Annotated in this window: 14 protein-coding genes; 7 read left to right on the forward strand and 7 right to left on the reverse strand. The window is 55.4% G+C overall.

The genetic code is table 11. From position 1 onward, the window contains the following. A complete protein-coding gene (locus LX66_RS07335; RefSeq protein WP_145711351.1) occupies window positions 1–1,233 on the forward strand; it encodes an MFS transporter in 1,233 nt (410 codons plus the stop codon). A gap of 18 nt (window positions 1,234–1,251) precedes the next feature. Here the strand turns inward: LX66_RS07335 and LX66_RS07340 are convergent, their stop codons facing one another. Continuing rightward, a complete protein-coding gene (locus LX66_RS07340) occupies window positions 1,252–2,721 on the reverse strand; it encodes a sulfatase family protein (RefSeq protein ID WP_145711353.1) in 1,470 nt (489 codons plus the stop codon). Between the two features lie 121 nt (window positions 2,722–2,842). After that, window positions 2,843–3,931: an alkene reductase gene (locus tag LX66_RS07345; RefSeq protein ID WP_145711355.1), complete on the reverse strand. Its 1,089-nt coding sequence runs from the start codon at window positions 3,929–3,931 to the stop codon at window positions 2,843–2,845. Window positions 3,932–4,018: 87 nt separating this feature from the next. Between LX66_RS07345 and LX66_RS07350 the strand changes: the two genes are divergently transcribed. After that, window positions 4,019–4,879, forward strand: coding sequence for an AraC family transcriptional regulator (locus LX66_RS07350; RefSeq protein ID WP_145711357.1), 861 nt, complete (start codon window positions 4,019–4,021; stop codon window positions 4,877–4,879). Window positions 4,880–4,904: 25 nt separating this feature from the next. Here the strand turns inward: LX66_RS07350 and LX66_RS07355 are convergent, their stop codons facing one another. The 4 genes from LX66_RS07355 to LX66_RS07370 all read right to left on the reverse strand — a co-directional run bounded on the left by LX66_RS07355 (window position 4,905) and on the right by LX66_RS07370 (window position 8,506). Continuing rightward, complete coding sequence (locus tag LX66_RS07355; protein ID WP_145711359.1) at window positions 4,905–5,825, reverse strand: bestrophin family protein; 921 nt, start codon at window positions 5,823–5,825, stop codon at window positions 4,905–4,907. A 12-nt stretch (window positions 5,826–5,837) separates the two neighbouring features. Beyond that, window positions 5,838–6,356, reverse strand: a complete 519-nt coding sequence (locus LX66_RS07360; RefSeq protein ID WP_145711361.1) for a hypothetical protein — start codon at window positions 6,354–6,356, stop codon at window positions 5,838–5,840. A gap of 109 nt (window positions 6,357–6,465) precedes the next feature. Next, window positions 6,466–7,830 carry a HAMP domain-containing sensor histidine kinase gene (locus tag LX66_RS07365; protein ID WP_145711363.1) on the reverse strand — a complete coding sequence of 455 codons (1,365 nt, stop codon included), beginning with the start codon at window positions 7,828–7,830 and terminating at the stop codon, window positions 6,466–6,468. Further along, entirely contained in the window at window positions 7,814–8,506 is a 693-nt protein-coding gene (locus tag LX66_RS07370) for a response regulator transcription factor (protein WP_145711365.1), read from the reverse strand. Before LX66_RS07370 ends, LX66_RS07365 begins: the two co-directional genes overlap by 17 nt. A gap of 231 nt (window positions 8,507–8,737) precedes the next feature. On the opposite strand from LX66_RS07370, the gene LX66_RS07375 reads away from it, so the two are divergent. The 3 genes from LX66_RS07375 to LX66_RS07385 all read left to right on the forward strand — a co-directional run bounded on the left by LX66_RS07375 (window position 8,738) and on the right by LX66_RS07385 (window position 11,219). Continuing rightward, the gene (locus LX66_RS07375) at window positions 8,738–9,283 is read left to right on the forward strand and encodes a YceI family protein (protein ID WP_145711367.1); all 546 of its coding nucleotides are present in this window, start codon (window positions 8,738–8,740) and stop codon (window positions 9,281–9,283) included. Between the two features lie 174 nt (window positions 9,284–9,457). Continuing rightward, the gene (locus LX66_RS07380; RefSeq protein ID WP_145711369.1) at window positions 9,458–9,763 is read left to right on the forward strand and encodes a hypothetical protein; all 306 of its coding nucleotides are present in this window, start codon (window positions 9,458–9,460) and stop codon (window positions 9,761–9,763) included. A gap of 130 nt (window positions 9,764–9,893) precedes the next feature. Further along, window positions 9,894–11,219 carry a sigma-54-dependent transcriptional regulator gene (locus LX66_RS07385; protein WP_145711371.1) on the forward strand — a complete coding sequence of 442 codons (1,326 nt, stop codon included), beginning with the start codon at window positions 9,894–9,896 and terminating at the stop codon, window positions 11,217–11,219. On the opposite strand, the gene LX66_RS07390 is transcribed toward LX66_RS07385, so the two are convergent. Further along, the gene (locus LX66_RS07390) at window positions 11,204–13,810 is read right to left on the reverse strand and encodes an ATP-binding protein (protein WP_145711373.1); all 2,607 of its coding nucleotides are present in this window, start codon (window positions 13,808–13,810) and stop codon (window positions 11,204–11,206) included. The two genes, LX66_RS07385 and LX66_RS07390, sit on opposite strands and share 16 nt — an antisense overlap. A 195-nt stretch (window positions 13,811–14,005) precedes the next feature. Here LX66_RS07390 and LX66_RS07395 point away from each other — a divergent pair, with 195 nt between their 5' ends. Further along, complete coding sequence (locus LX66_RS07395; RefSeq protein WP_145711375.1) at window positions 14,006–14,626, forward strand: RNA polymerase sigma factor; 621 nt, start codon at window positions 14,006–14,008, stop codon at window positions 14,624–14,626. A gap of 45 nt (window positions 14,627–14,671) precedes the next feature. Continuing rightward, window positions 14,672–15,733, forward strand: a complete 1,062-nt coding sequence (locus LX66_RS07400) for a FecR family protein (protein WP_145711377.1) — start codon at window positions 14,672–14,674, stop codon at window positions 15,731–15,733. The last annotated feature ends 16 nt before the right edge of the window (window positions 15,734–15,749 follow it).

The following is a 15,749-nucleotide window of genomic DNA, read 5'->3' on the forward strand; positions in this document are numbered from 1 at the left end:
ATGGAAACGGGAACAAAAGACACAGCAGCAGCCATACCGGCCCCGGCACGGGAAGCTGCAGAAAAAACGGTTTTCTCCGTATTACTGGCCCTCAGCTTTTCACATTTGCTGAATGATACCATCCAGTCCCTGATACCGGCTATCTACCCGGTGGTAAAGGATTCCCTGCACATCAGCTTTACGCAGGTGGGACTGATCACGCTTACTTTCCAGATGACCGCCTCCATCCTGCAACCCCTGGTGGGGTTGTATACGGACCGGCATCCGCAGCCCTACTCTCTGGCCATTGGCATGGGCTTTACCCTCACGGGGCTGATCTGCCTGTCGCTGGCGCACAGCTTTTATATTGTATTGATAGCCGTAGGGCTGGTAGGCATCGGCTCAGCGGTCTTTCACCCGGAGTCTTCCCGGCTGGCCTATATGGCTTCCGGGGGGCGGCATGGCATGGCGCAGTCGCTTTTCCAGTTGGGCGGTAATGCCGGCAGCTCCCTGGGCCCTTTGCTGGCCGCCATGATCATTGTGCCCTTCGGGCAGTTCAACGTGATCTGGTTCTCCCTGGCCGCCCTGCTGGCCATTATGGTGATGCTGAAAATTGCAGGCTGGTACAAGGTGAACCGGCACCGGGTAAAACCCAGGCGCCGGGCTGTGGACGATACGCTGCCGGCGCTTCCGAAGGCCCGGGTGGTATTTGCCCTGCTGGTATTGCTGGTGCTGATCTTCTCCAAGTATTTCTACATGGCGAGCATGACCAACTACTATACCTTTTACCTGATAGACAAATTTCATGTATCGGTGCAGAGCGCGCAGGTATACCTGTTCATCTTCCTGTTCTCCATTGCCGCCGGCACTTTCATCGGCGGACCGGTAGGCGACCGCATCGGCCGCAAATACGTGATCTGGATCTCCATACTGGGCGTAGCACCGTTCACGTTACTGCTGCCGCATGTGGGATTGTTCTGGACCGCCTTGCTGAGTGTATTCATCGGCGTGATACTGTCGTCCGCCTTCTCCGCCATACTGGTGTATGCGCAGGAGCTGGTGCCGGGCAAGGTAGGTATGATAGCCGGCCTGTTCTTTGGCCTGGCCTTTGGTATGGCGGGCATCGGCTCGGCCGTGCTGGGCCGCCTGGCCGATCATACCAGCATCAACTACGTGTTCCAGGTGTGCGCCTGGCTGCCGCTGATAGGGCTGCTTACCGGTTTCCTGCCGGATGTGGAGAAACGGCGTAAATAAGATCATCACGGGTCGTCGCTACTGCGCCGCCGGGGCCACTTTTGCCGCCGGGCGCCGGCCGGTGCCTTCCCGGTGGGTAAGGGCATCGCCCAGGTCCTGCCGGTATTTTTCCGCCAGTGCTCTCAGCTCCTTTACTACTTCGGGAAACTGCGCCTGCACATCCAGGGTCTCTCCCGGGTCATGGCGAAGATCGTACAGGGCTTCCGGTACATCTACATCCGGCTGCTTCCCCGGCCAGCCGTCATAGCCCGGCAGGTTCAGCTTGTAGGTGCGGGAGCGGTGGGGAAGTACCAGTTTCCAGGGGCCTTTGCGGATGGCCTGCAGGCTGTTTACCCCGTAATATACTGCCAGCTCGTTCCGCGGGCTGGCATTTGTATTGGCATTGAACAGGAGGGTATGCAGGTCTACGCCGTCAATTTTGCGCCGGGGCAGATCCGCACCGCAAAAGTGCGCGATGGTGGGCAGCAGGTCTATAGTGGAGGCCATTTTGTTGCAGATAGAGCCGGCTGGTATCTGGCCGGGCCAGCGCATGATGCAGGGTACGCGGATACCGCCCTCCCAGGAGGTGCCTTTGCCTTCGCGCAGGCCGCCGGTGCTGCCGGCATGGTTGCCGTAAGAGAGCCAGGGCCCGTTGTCGCTGGTAAATATCACCAGGGTGTTTTTGCTCAGCCCTGTTTCATCCAGTGTTTGCAGGATCTGCCCTACCGACCAGTCTATTTCCGTGATCACATCTCCAAACAGCCCGTCCCCGCTTTTGCCGGCATGCCTGCCGGAAACAGCGATAGGCACATGCGGCATGCTGTGGGCCAGGTACAGGAAAAAGGGCTGGTCCCTGTTCTTCCGGATGAAGTTGCAGGCCCGTTCGGTATAACGGGTGGTGAGGGTAGCCTGGTCATCCAGCGTTTTAATGATCTGCACCGGTTCATTACCCTCTATCAGCGGCAGGGGAGGAAATTTTGCGCGCCAGCCGTGCGAGGTGTCCGGGTAGGGCTTGCCGTCGAAGTTCACCGGCCACATATCGTTGGAATAAGGCAATCCCAGGTATTCATCAAAGCCCTGCTGCAGGGGCAGGAAAGGCTGCCGGCTGCCCAGGTGCCACTTGCCCGCCATGCCGGTATGGTAGCCCTGCGCCTTCAGTATTTCCGCGATGGTCTGCTCCGCGGTGTCCAGCGCAATGGGGCTGTTGGGCATCAGGGCGCCGTGAATGCCCACCCGGTTGGAGTAGCAGCCGGTGAGCAGGGCCGCCCTGGAAGCGGAGCATACCGCCTGCGGCACATAGAAATAGGTGAAGCGCATGCCCTGCGCTGCCAGCCGGTTAATATTGGGCGTATGCCAGGGAGTGCCGGCATAGCATTCCAGGTCGCCGTAGCCCATGTCATCCATAAAAATGATGACCACGTTGGGCTTTTTGGCGGGCGGTTTTTCCCGGAAACCGGAAGAAAGGATAGCGGCGGCGATGGCCAGAACGGAAAGGAGTATGCGCTGCATGATGTACGTGGATCTGTTGAGGGCATTAAAATATAAAAGATATCCCGGAATTGAAAACCGGGACCTCACCGGGACCTGACCAAAGGTTTACCGCTATCCGTAGAGGGAATATGCCCTGATCTCATAAAGAAAGCAGGGGGTAATCAATATATCCCACATCCCCTCCCTGGTAATAGGTATCCGGGTTGCCTTCGTTCAGCGGCGCATGATGCCGGAAGCGCTCCACCAGGTCCGGGTTGGCGATAAAGGGCCGGCCAAAAGCCACCAGGTCGGCCAAGCCGGCCTGCAGGGCTGCTTCGGCGGAGCCGGCGGTATACCCGCCTGCCAGTATCAGCAGGTTGGGAAAGCGCCGGCGCACTTCCTGTATGTATTCCGTGGAGATGGATGGCTGCCCGTTGAGCGGTTGGCTGGAAAGGTGGATGTACAGGGTGTCCAGCTCCCGCAGGGCATTGGTAATATACCGGTGGGTGGCCGCTTCTTCGGCATAGGCGGGGAGGTCGTTCAGGACGGCGAAAGGAGAGAGGCGGATGCCGGTGCGTTCCCTGCCGATGGCGGCGCTTACGCCTTCCATGATCTCCAGCAGGAAGCGGCTGCGGTTGGCAATGCCGCCGCCGTAACGGTCCGTTCTGCGGTTGGTGTGCGGGTGCAGGAACTGTTCCGGCAGGAAGCCGTGCGCCCCGTGAATTTCCACGCCGTCAAACCCTGTCTCTATGGCGCTGATCGCCGCCTGTATATGCGCATCCACCAGGGCCTTTGCGCCGGCGGTGCTGAGCGCTTCCGGCTCGGGCATGGGCAGGTGTATATCCCCGGGGGTGCGCATCAGGCCTGCTGCCTGCACGGCGGAGGGGGCCACCAGCGGCGCCCGGCCTTCATGGTTCAGCGGGTGCCCGATGCGGCCGGTATGCACCAGTTGCACAAATATCTTTCCCTGCCGGGCATGCACGGCATCCACCACCTTTTTCCAGGCTGCCTGCTGGGCCTCGTTATAAATGCCCGGCGCATCCAGGTAGCCCACGCCGTTGGCCGCTACGGCGCTGTTCTCCGCAATGATCAAACCTGCGCCGGCCCTTTGCCCGTAATAGAGCGGAGCTGTGGGGGCCGGGATGCCCTGCCTGGACCGGCGCCTGCTCATCGGCGCCATCACTACCCGGTTCTTAAACGTAATGGAAGGAGTGGCCAAAGGCGTCAGTAACTTTTCTTTCAAATGCATAACTGCTTGTTTTTGATAGCAAAATTACCGGCCGGCGCTATGGCGGAACAGTGACAAAGCAGGGTTTGTTTTGTAAATTTACAGGTTATGGAACACCAGGAGCTACACCAGCCTTTTGAGCTGTACGTGTCGGATATGGCGTGCTGGCGGGAACGCCCGCTGGTCTATCATTTCTTCGAGATCGTGCGGGTGCTGGAAGGAGAGGGCACCCGCGAGGTGAACAACAACCGGTTCCCTTATCACAAGGGCAGCATCTTCCTTTTTACGCCGCTGGATTGCCGGGGATTTGACATTGCACAGCCCACCCGCTTCTGCTCCATCCGTTTCTCGGAGGTATTCCTCGGCCAGTGCAGGAGCGCCCGGGAGCGCGAAAGGATAGAACAGTGGCTCCGGCAGTTAGAACATATCTTCTACCATCATAACCGCTTCCAGGAGCTGCTGATCACAAGGCCGGGAGACTGCCAGATGATCGCCACGCTGATGAGCAATATGGTGGAGGAGTACGAGCAGCAGCAGTCCTACCACGAGGAGAACCTGCAGCACCTGGTAACCGTCGTTCTTAACATCCTGGCCCGCAATGTAGCCGGCAACGCCGGCGCCACCGCCACGGTGGAGGCGGAGCCGCTCATTAACCGGATGCTGCTGCATATCCGCCAGCACATCAGTCAGCCGGACCAGTTGCGGGTGGAGCACCTGGCCGCGCTTTTTAACCTCTCTGCCAATTACGTAGGCGAATATTTCCGCAAGTTCACCGGCGAAAGCCTGCAGCAGTACATTACCCGGTACCGCATACGGCTGGTGCAGCAGCGCCTGGCCCACAGCTCCCTTACTGTGAGCCAGATAGCCGCTGAGCTGGGCTTTACAGACGAGAGCCACCTGGGCCGGCAGTTCCGCAAGTACAGCGGTGTAAGCCCCCTGGCGTACCGGAAAAGCGCGCGGCCGGCATAACGCCGGGTACGCCCCGGCCGCACGGTTATAATATGTAGAACGCCGCCGGCTCCGCTTTCTGTTGTGTTTCCGGCATCTGCCAGTCGTGCAGCATTTGTTTCAGGTCCTTTTCTATATTCCGGGAGATGGCCGTTACCGGTGTATCCGTAGGCTTGTTCTCAAATGGATCCTGCAGGTGGATGGCCATTTTCTCTATCAGGAGGAAGGAGGCCGCAATAGCCGCTACCAGCGGTATCTCAATGATCCCGAAATACTCCACCAGCCCGAAGGGCAGCAGTACGATGAACAGGTTCAGCGCCAGGTGTATATACAGGCTGTAGGTGGCCGGGAAAACGGTGTTCTTGATACGCTCGCATTTGCCCATGGCATCGCAGAGGCGGGTGAGGGTCCGGTCCAGCTCTACCTGCTGATAGCGGTTGATCCACCCCTGCTTCAGCGCGTGGTCCAGGTCCCGGGCGTGGAGGTCCAGCAGGGCCACGTGCTTGTTGTCATACCGGTCTATATAGTCCAGCTCCCGTTTGGTCAGGAGCCGGTCCAGGCCGTTCATCGGGTTCAGCCTGCGCAGCGCCTGCCCCAGTGCATAGCACCAGGCGATCTGCCGCCTTACGAACACTTCGCGGAAGCGCAGCACCTCTTCCGGCATTTCATCCGGGTAGGTGGTGAAAGTGAGCAGTTGCCGCGTAAGCGTGCGGGAGTCGTTCACAATAGCCCCCCAGATGATGCGGGCTTCCCACCAGCGCTCGTAAGCCTGGTTGGAACGGAAGCCCAGCAACAGGGAGATGACGGTGCCCAGTATGGCTGGTATGGCAATGGGTATGGAGATCCTGGTTACCGGAAAGCTCTGGTGAAAGATGGCGATGCCGATGGCATACAGCGATATCCATATGATCTCGGACTTGATCTTTCCAAACACATATCCAAAAGGAATATTCTCTTTTAGCAACATATGGCAAAGTTTTTAGTTGGCAGTTGGTAATGGGCAGTGTGCAGTGAGCCGGGTGGGTTTGTACAGCTCTGACTGCAGCAGGTTGCCTACGGTCACCTTCTCGGTATTGATGGTGAGCGGCAGCAGCTCGCAGCCGGACTTTTTGATAATGTTCAGCGGGTCGATACTGCTTTTGTTCACTTTCTCAAAGCGGTATTGCTCGTCGTACACGATCAGGGAAATGTCGTTGCCGTACAGGTAGTTCTTGAAAACCGCCAGGGTGCTGCCATAGAAGCACTCTACCTTAATACTGTTGATGCGGGCGGGGTAGCGGTCCTGCAACTGTGCGCATACGGCCCGGAACTCGTCGCTGATGTGCTCGTAGTCTTTCATGCGGCGGGACAGCATCATCAGCTCCTGTATGTTGTCGGACATTTTAAAGCAGTGGAACAGCAGGATGTTCATGCGCTCATTAATGTTGGCATGCACTGCTGCCTTTACCAGTTCCAGGGACCGGATACTAAAATCAGTAGGAATTAAAATATTCTTCATAGCCGTTTTTTTTGCGTGTAATGATTTGTTGAAAGCAAAGTAACGGCGCGGGGGTTAGGGGGAACTAAGAAGGAAATTAGAAGGTGATGAGGGCGAGATTAGAATGAGATTAGAGCGCCACCGGCAAATGTATTCTCACTACGGTTCCTTTCATCTCTTTGGCCTCTATCTCGATAGAGCCTTTGTGCAGGCGGATGATGTTGAGGGTCAGGGGCAGCCCGATGCCGTGCCCTTCATAGTTACCGGTATTGGACGCACGGAAAAAGGGTACAAATACCTGCGACAGCTCGGCCTGGGGAATGCCGATGCCCTGGTCCATAATGGTAACGGTGATCACGCGGCGAACGGCGGCCAGTTGCACCACCACCGGCTGGTTATTGGAATATTTGCAGGCGTTCAGCACCACGTTGCTGAAGGCCAGCCGCAGCAGGGGCAGGCTGCCTTCCGTGCTGAGGTTGTCCGCCTCTTCGGGCAACTGGCTGAAGTCCAGCATCACTTTGTTGCCGGGATAGATCTGGTCCGCCATGGTTTTTACGGACCACAGCAGCTCGTCGAGCCTGATCTTTTCCCACTGCATTTTCTTGCCGTCAAAGCCGGTCTGGGCCAGGCTCAGGAGGCTGCTCACCAACTGGTCCAGCCGCTCGGCCTCGCGCAGGATCAGCGCAAAGGAAGCGGCCAGTTCCGGGGAGGGGGCGGCCTTTTGCATGCCCAGTTCCGCCTCGCCGGATATAATGGTGAGCGGGGTGCGGAACTCATGGGAGGCATTGCTGATAAAGTTATTCTGCGATTCAAAAGTGGCTTCCAGGCGGCTCAGCATGTCGTTAAAGGTAACGGCCAGCTCAGACAGCTCGTCCCTGCCGCTGCCTGTTTCCAGGCGCAGGTGCAGGTTATTGGCGCTGATCCTTTTTACATTATGCACAATGTTACGCACGGGGCGGAATATCTGCCGGCTGAAATAAATGCCGGTGGTGAACACCAGCACGGAGAACACCAGGAAACCCGTGAACAGCACCTTTTTCAGCCCTTTCAGCTCTTCCATGCCATACACGTCCTGTGCGGAAGTAACTATTATAAAGCGATGATTGTTGCCCGGGTAATAGCCTACATAGAACTGGTTGTCCCGCACGTAATGGGCAATCCCCTCGGTAAGCGCTCTCCGGTAGAAATAGGCAGGCAGGGGCAGGGGCGATTTTTGCGCCAGCTCCGGTGTATCGGCTTTCAGCGGCAGGAAATAGTCCTTCTCGAAGGGCAGGTCTTCCAATTGCTCTTCCTTTACGCGGTAATAAATGTTGGTGCTGTTGGTATCCGTTGCCAGGCTGGCCTGGGCTACGATCCGGGCCCGCACTTCCAGGCGGTGGTAAAAATTCTGGAAGGTATTGCGGGAGGCAAAGTAATAGATGAAAAGGCTGAGCAGCAGTATAATAGCGGCGGTAAGCGCGGTAAAGAGGATGGCTATCTTATTCTGTATCTTCATGTTGTTCGCGCATTACATAGCCCATACCTACTACGGTGTGTATCAGCCTGGGCGTAAAATCCTTGTCTATTTTTTTCCGGAGATAGTTCACATACACGTCCACCACGTTGGTGCCCAGGTTAAAGTCGATGTCCCATACATGCTCCAGTATCTCTATGCGGGACAGCACCCTGCGCTGGTGCCTGAGCAGGAATTCCAGCAGCCGGTATTCGGTGGCGGTGAGGTTTAGCTGCCTGCCGGCGCGGCGCACGGATTTGGAGACGGTGTCCAGCTCCAGGTCCGCTATCTGCAGGATGCTGGTCACCGGGCCGGCATGCTGCATTCTCCTGGAAAGGCGGCGCACCCGGGCGCTCAGCTCCGCCAGCTTGAAGGGCTTTACCAGGTAGTCGTCCGCACCGCTGTCAAGGCCCGTCACAATATTTTCTGTGGTACCCAGTGCGGTCAGCATCATAATGGGCACCTGCTCATTCTGCCGGCGGATGCTCCTGCAGATCTCGATCCCGTTGACGCCGGGCAGCATGATATCCAGTATGATCAGGTCAAAATCGTGGGTAGTGGCCATTTGCAGGCCGGACAGGCCATCCGGCGCCACGCTGATCTCGTACCCGTTTTCCGCCAGTCCTCTTTTGATCAGTGATACCACGTTGGGTTCGTCTTCCACTAACAAGATCTTCATGCTGTTCTGTTACTCCGTTTTTATTTGAAAGGATGAAAATACCAAATTCTGCGGCGTCCGCAGCTCCTTGTTTTAAACAGCGTTTTATAAGGAAATGTTAAAACTGTCTTTTCACTAAAAAAGTACACCCTTTCCAAAATTTTGTGCACCCCGGATAGATGTTGCAACCGTTACTTTTATATATGTACTTCATACACCAAGTAAGGACAACGGACCTAAAAATTAAAATATATGGCTAACTGGAAAATTGATGCATCACACAGCGAAGTAGGATTTAAAGTAAAGCACCTGATGATCACAAACGTAAGCGGCGTATTTACCCGCTTTGAAGGAACGGTGCGCACAGAGAGTGAAGATTTTCATGATGCCCGCATTACGTTTGAGGCGGACGTAAGCAGCGTGACCACCAACAACCAACAGCGCGATGAACATTTAAGATCCGCGGATTTCTTTGACAGTGCGCAGTTTCCCCGGATACGCTTTGTATCCCGGCAGGTAAAGAAAGTAAGCGGCGAACATTACAGGCTGATAGGCGACCTGACCATACGCGATGAAACGCATACAATAGAGTTGTCTGTTACTTATAACGGCACTACCCACGATGCGCAGGGGCATGCCCGTGCAGGCTTTGAGCTGGACGGCCGGCTGCACCGCTCGGATTACGGCCTGCGCTGGAGCGCCACTACCGATACCGGCGGACTGATACTGGGGGATGAAGTAAAGCTGCACATGAACATACAGATCGTGCAGGAGGTGGGAGTGGCGGCAAATGTGTAGACTTTGTCCTCAGGTACGGGAATACGTCCTCAACACTAATGTGTACAGGGTACGCAGTAAAACCGGCTGAAAGTATTCATAATCAGGTCACTACATTTTGCGGAGATTGCTGGCATGTTTTTCATTACATAAAGGGTGTTAAACTTTTTGCTTACTTAAAAAACACAGGGGACAATGAAAAAGATCGTGCTATCTCTGATGGTACTTGCACTTGCGGGTGTAGTAACCGTTAATGCCAACAGCAACCAGCAAGATGTTGCTATCGTACAACAGCAGGACGAAAAAGTACCTGTTAAGGTAGAAGAGCTGCCGGATGCGGTAAAAACTGCACTGGCTGCTGACGACTACAAGGAATGGATGCCTGAAAAAGCCTTCCATGTTAAACCGGCCTCCGGCAACGAATATTTTGAAGTAGAGCTGAAGAAAGGTGAAGAGAGCAAAACCGTTAAGCTGGACAAGGACGGTAAAGTAGTTGCCTGACTTTAGAGCCCTGGACATGCAGTAGAATACACGAGGAGTCCTCCCGCCGGGAGGACTCCTCTATTTTTGTTTTATCGGCATTAGTTGACTAATATTACAGTTAAACGGAGTACCAGAATTATTATACGTTATGCCCAATATATTACTTGTCGAGGATGACACTACATTTTCGCAGATACTGGAAGGTTTCCTGAAAAAGCATGGCCATGAGGTGGATGCGGTCTATAACGTAAAGAACGGCGTGCGTTCGCTGGAAAAAAAGGAGTATGACCTGCTGCTGCTGGACTACCGGCTTACAGACGGCAACGGGCTGGAAGTGCTGGCCACGGCCAGGGAGCGGGATATGCAGGCCCCTGCCATTATCATGACCAGCTTTAATGATGTGCGTACTGCGGTACAAGCCATGCGCTCCGGCGCCTTTGACTATATCACCAAGCCGGTAAATGCCGATGAGCTGCTGCTGGTGCTGAACGAAGCCCTGAAACGCAAGGCGGTGGAGCCTGCCGCCCCCCAGCAGGTGCTGTCCGGTTTTATAGAAGGCAACAGCGAGGTATCCAAAAAATTATACGAATACATCAAGCTGGTAGCGCCTACCGATATGTCCGTGATCATACTCGGGGAAAGCGGCACCGGCAAGGAATATGTAGCACGCTCCATCCACAGCCTGAGCAAGCGTGCCGGCAAACCCTTTATCGCGGTAGACTGTGGCGCATTGTCAAAGGAGCTGGCCGCCAGCGAGCTGTTCGGGCATATCAAAGGCGCCTTTACCGGGGCGCTGCAGAACAAGAAGGGATTGTTTGAGGCGGCCAACGGCGGCACCCTTTTCCTGGACGAGGTGGGCAACCTGAGTTATGAAGTGCAGATAAAGCTGCTGCGCGCCCTGCAGGAAAGAGTGATACAGCCTATTGGCAGCACCCAGCAGGTGAAAGTGGACGTGCGCATCATTACCGCTACTAACGAAGACCTGCAGCCCGGCAAGGGCAATTTCCGGGAAGACCTGTACCACCGCCTCAACGAGTTCAAGATGGAGGTGCCTGCCCTGCGGGAGCGGGAGGAGGACCTGGAGATATTCACCCAGCACTTCATGAAGCTGGCCAACCAGGAGCTGGGCCGCCACATCAAGCGCATCTCTTCCGGCGCCATGACGGTGTTCCGGCAGTACGACTGGCCGGGCAACCTGCGGGAGCTGAAGAACGTGATCCGGCGCATGGTGCTGCTGACCGAAGGGGAGACCGCCGGCATGGAATCCCTCCCGGATGAAATGACCTTCTCCGTAAACCAACTGCCCAAAGCCCAGGGCACGGACCTGAAAGCGCTGAACGAGGTGAATGAAAAGGAACTGATACAGGAGATACTGCGCCAGGTAAGGAACAACAAAAGCAAAGCCGCCCGGCTATTGAACATAGACCGCAAGACACTGTATAAAAAAATGGAGAAATATCAGATTGAGGGGTAAGCGGGTGTGAGCAGGGCCGCTACTTTCTGCAGCAGCGCCCGTACATCTGCCGCCAGCAGGTCGATCTCTTCTATGGCTTCGCCGGGCAGCACGGTATGCTGCTGCAGCGCTATTTCCAGCATGCGCAGCCGCGCCGCCAGCTCACCGGCTCCTACCTGGGCCGTTCTGCCGGCCATCCGGTGCAGCACCAGCACCATTTGTTCCATGTCCACTCCCTGCGCCGCGCTGCACAGCAGGTCCACATCATGCTGGTTGTCCGTTACAAAGCGTTCCAGTATCTTCTGCAGTTGCGCCTTGTCGCCAAAGGTCAGCTTTTCCAGCGCGGACAGGTCTATTTCATCGTCTTCCTGGTCTGTACCTGTTTCATCATAGGCTTCCAATGCGGCGGCTGCGGCATTTTCATCCAGCAGGGCCAGTATTTCCGGTTCGCGGAAGGGCTTCATCACCAGCCCGTCAAAACCTTCCTGCAACACGGCTTCCCTTTCTTCGGGCAGCGCCTGCGCCGTGAGGGCGAATATCTTTACATGCTCCGGTACCCGCCCGCGTAACTGCCGGCAAAGCTCGGCCCCGTTCATACCGGGCATGCGCATGTCTGCCAGCACCAGCCTTACGGCGTCATTCCAGGGTGTATCCAGCAGCTCTTCCGGCGACTGGAAGCAGGTATGGTCCACGCCATGCTTCTCAAAAATGGAGGCGCACAGGTGCAGGATGAAAGGATCATCGTCTACCACCCATACTTTGCCGCTAAAGGTGCCTGCCGGCCGTACCGCTTCTGCACGGGGCTGCACCGGCGCCTGCCTGGCGGTAGCAAAGGGAAGCTGCACCGCAAAGCTGGAGCCCTTGCCCGGCTCGCTGGTCACCTCTATGCTGCCGTGCTGCGCTTCTGTGAGCGCTTTTACAATGCTCAGTCCCAGCCCGGTGCCGTTATGATGGTAAGTATCGCCGGCCTGTTCAAACTGGTTGAAGATGCGCCGTACATCTTTGGGCGCTATGCCTTTGCCGGTATCGGTCACGGTAAAGGTCAGCAGGGGATGGCCGGTATCTTCCGCCACGGCGTCTTCCACGCTAAGGCTTACCCCGCCCTGTTCCGTGAACTTGATAGCGTTGCCGATCAGGTTGTACAGCAGTTGTTTGAGCCGGAAAGGATCGCCGTTCAGGAAGGCGTTGCCCCGGATATGATCGTGCAGGGAAAGGTCCAGTGCTTTCTTTTCCGCCTGGGGCCGCATCACGGACATCACTTCTTCCAGCAGTTGCCGCAGGTCAAAGTCGAGCTGGGCAAAGGTGAACTTGCCGGAAATGATGCGGCTGTAATCCAGCACCTCGTTCACGATATGCAGCAGGTGCTCCGAGGAGTGGTAGATGGCGTCCAGGTGTTTGCGCGAGGGTTTGTCCTGCTGCCGCAGCAGGTCCGCATAGCCGATAATGGATTGCAGGGGGGTGCGGATCTCGTGGCTCATATTGGCCAGGAACCGTTGCTTGGCCATGCTGTGATATTCCGCTTCCTCCTTGGCTACTTCCAGCGCCTGCCGGTAGGCATTGCTCCGGGCAATGTCTGTCAGTATCAGGTATACCAGTATGGCCATCAGCAGGAGGAACACGCCCATAATGATGCTGATGCGCAGCACGCTGGTGCTTACCACGTTGCGGGCCAGCCGGTTGTTCTCCTCCTCCTGCTTTACCACTTCGCGCTCCACTTCCTGCAGGATGGACAGCATCTGGCTGGTGAGCACGTTACTGGCGTTGGCCAGCTCTATCTCCCGGTTTACAAAGCGGCTGCTTTGCAGGCGGCGTTCCTTTTCATATTCCTGCATGGCCTTTTCCACTTCCCACATAATGCTGTCCTGCTTGGCCAGGGCCAGGGTGTCTATTTTAATGTTCACCTCTTCCTTTACCATCCTGGCGGGCTGCCGTTTGCCCTGCCCGCTGTCCTGCTCTTCGGTTTGCGGGTTTTCCGGTTTCTTTTTGCCGAAAAGCCGGCTGAAGAAGCTGCTCTTTACCGGCGGCGCCGCTTCTTTGTCATCATCATCTGCTATGGCGGCGGAGTCCGAAGGATAAATGAAGGTGGTGGACACTTTCTTTTCCGTGGTGATCACCGTACTGTCTATCTGCGGCGTGTAGTTCAGGATCAGTTCTGACAGTATCTGCACCTGCCGGGTAAGGTCGCTGTTGTTTACCAGCCCCTGCCGTACTTTCAGGTAGTTGAGGAACAGTTTGTCGCGTTCCAGCAGCAGGCGCTTCATGGAGTCCAGGCGCTGCTGCTGCGCCGGGTTGTCGGCGTACAGCATCCGCAGGCTGTCCAGGGACAGGCGCAGGGCTTTGGATTCGTTCAGGAAGGTCTTGTAGGAATTGGCTTTGAGCAGGGCCTGTCTTTTCTGGAGCTGGTCCAGTTGGGTGATATCGCGGAAGAGGGTATTTACGATCCGCAGCTTTTGGTTGGGCTCCGACAGGCTTTTTACGGTATGCAGCATTTCCCGGAAAGCGGTGCGGCTTACGATCCAGGCCAGGCCCAGGGCCACGCAGCCAGCGAGGAAGGCAATCACTACCTTCCCCTTCACAGATCGTGTAAAAGCACTGTTTCCGGGAGTGTTCATCAATCACATACCTTTTTGCTCTTTCAATAATAACGCTTTTTGCAGTATTAATGAAGCATTTGCGCTTTAAAAAACGTTAAAAAAAGCGCCGTTGCCGCGCATGGGCCGGGCGAACTGCGCAGGAAATACGGAAATTTTTTGTATTATTAGCCATCCTCCTTATTCAAACACTTTTTAATCTTTAATAGCCGGTACATGCAGTCTGACAGCCATATAATATGGTGGAATGCGTTTAAACAGGGCGACTGGAATGCTTATACGTCTTTGTACGAGGAGTTTTACACGCCGTTGAATAACTATGGCGCCAAGTTCACAACCGATGCCGACCTGGTGCAGGACGCCATCCATGACCTTTTTGTGCAGCTATGGACCTCCCGCAGCAGGCTGGGAACGCCGGCCTCTGTAAAGCATTACCTGTACAAGTCCCTTCGTACCATGCTGTTCCGCAAAATGCAGGCGCAGTCAAAAGTAGTGGGGCTGGATGGGGTGGTGAGCAGCGGCAGCTTTCATGTGAGCTTTGCACAGGAACTGCCCCTGAAAGTGGAGGAGCAGGAGCTGCGCCGGCAGGTGGCGGCGCTGGTAGGCCGCCTGTCGGACCGGCAGCAGGAAATTATCTTTCTACGCTTCTATGAAGGCATCTCCTACGACGAGATCGCCGATATTATGGGTATCAGCACCGCCTCTGCCTATAAGCTGTTATATAAAGCGCTGGACAGTTTGCAGCGTATCTTAAGCAAGCGCTCTTTTACGCTCCTGTGCTGCCTTTTGCTGCAGGGTGAAATTTTTTTTAAATTTTTTCCTGTCCGGGAGGGATAATTTTCGCGCGTTTCGTCTATTAGTATTAAACAGCCCATTCATTGCATGCAAAATGACAAATACATAACATATACATTGCAGGATTTCCTGGATGATGATGATTTTGTCAGGTGGGCTGTACAGGAGGATCAGGCCAACACTGAGGCGGATGCATTCTGGGAAGCATTCCCGGACCGCTACCCGGATCATGCGGACACTTACAGGCAGGCATTACAGTTCATCCGATCTTACCGTACGCAGGACGTGCGTAGCGATGCGGCGCAAAAGGCGCAGCTCTGGTCCCGGATCAGCGCTACCATACAGGAGGAGGCTGCGAACGGGCATAAAGAGAAAATGAAACGGGGACGCTCCTGGATGAAGATCGCCGCTTCCCTGCTGCTGGTCATTGCCACCGGGTACCTGGCGATACAGTACCTGCATCGCAACCAGGTAATAGATACGGACTATGGCGAGAAAAGGACCATTACTTTGCCCGATCAATCCGTGGTGATACTGAACGCCAATTCCCGGCTGCACTATGCCGCCAAATGGGATAGCACCGCGCCCCGGGAAGTATGGATAGAAGGGGAAGCCTTCTTCGATGTGCGGCATGTGAACCGGGATACGCAGCATATCTCCCCGCATGAGCGGTTCCTGGTGCATAGCGACGGGATCACCATTGAAGTGCTGGGCACCTCCTTTAACGTGAAGAACCGGCACGGGAAAACCAACATCGGCCTGATAACAGGCAAAATTAAAGTAGCACATACCGGCGGGAACGCCCATCAAAAGCAACCGGCTATCGTAATGTTACCGGGCGATTATGTAGAATACGGCGGCGAAAAGCTGCTAAGCAACCAAAAACTGGCAAAACCGGAGAAACTAAAAGACTGGACCAGGAAGGAAATTATCTTCACCAATGCTGCATTAGCTGAAATCATTGAAACACTGCAAGACAGCTATGGCTACACGGTCGAGACCAGGGATGACAGCATCCGGCAAATGAAAATTGAAGGAGAGATCAATGTTGCCAACGTAGACGAGCTCCTGACCGTCATCTCGACCACGCTTAACGTAAAAGTGGACAAATCTTCAGAAAAACATCTGGTGTTTTATTCAGGTAGGTAGCGGGAATTATCTGCTA

This window comes from Chitinophaga japonensis, assembly GCF_007830125.1.
GTDB lineage: Bacteria > Bacteroidota > Bacteroidia > Chitinophagales > Chitinophagaceae > Chitinophaga > Chitinophaga japonensis.

Bases quoted from the DNA above. Each gene is read 5' to 3' on its own strand.
- LX66_RS07335 (WP_145711351.1), top strand. From the start codon at position 1: ATGGAAACGGGAACAAAAGACACAGCAGCAGCCATACCGGCCCCGGCA.
- LX66_RS07340 (WP_145711353.1), bottom strand. From the start codon at position 2,721: ATGCAGCGCATACTCCTTTCCGTTCTGGCCATCGCCGCCGCTATCCTT.
- LX66_RS07345 (WP_145711355.1), bottom strand. From the start codon at position 3,931: ATGCATTTGAAAGAAAAGTTACTGACGCCTTTGGCCACTCCTTCCATT.
- LX66_RS07350 (WP_145711357.1), top strand. From the start codon at position 4,019: ATGGAACACCAGGAGCTACACCAGCCTTTTGAGCTGTACGTGTCGGAT.
- LX66_RS07355 (WP_145711359.1), bottom strand. From the start codon at position 5,825: ATGTTGCTAAAAGAGAATATTCCTTTTGGATATGTGTTTGGAAAGATC.
- LX66_RS07360 (WP_145711361.1), bottom strand. From the start codon at position 6,356: ATGAAGAATATTTTAATTCCTACTGATTTTAGTATCCGGTCCCTGGAA.
- LX66_RS07365 (WP_145711363.1), bottom strand. From the start codon at position 7,830: ATGAAGATACAGAATAAGATAGCCATCCTCTTTACCGCGCTTACCGCC.
- LX66_RS07370 (WP_145711365.1), bottom strand. From the start codon at position 8,506: ATGAAGATCTTGTTAGTGGAAGACGAACCCAACGTGGTATCACTGATC.
- LX66_RS07375 (WP_145711367.1), top strand. From the start codon at position 8,738: ATGGCTAACTGGAAAATTGATGCATCACACAGCGAAGTAGGATTTAAA.
- LX66_RS07380 (WP_145711369.1), top strand. From the start codon at position 9,458: ATGAAAAAGATCGTGCTATCTCTGATGGTACTTGCACTTGCGGGTGTA.
- LX66_RS07385 (WP_145711371.1), top strand. From the start codon at position 9,894: ATGCCCAATATATTACTTGTCGAGGATGACACTACATTTTCGCAGATA.
- LX66_RS07390 (WP_145711373.1), bottom strand. From the start codon at position 13,810: ATGAACACTCCCGGAAACAGTGCTTTTACACGATCTGTGAAGGGGAAG.
- LX66_RS07395 (WP_145711375.1), top strand. From the start codon at position 14,006: ATGCAGTCTGACAGCCATATAATATGGTGGAATGCGTTTAAACAGGGC.
- LX66_RS07400 (WP_145711377.1), top strand. From the start codon at position 14,672: ATGCAAAATGACAAATACATAACATATACATTGCAGGATTTCCTGGAT.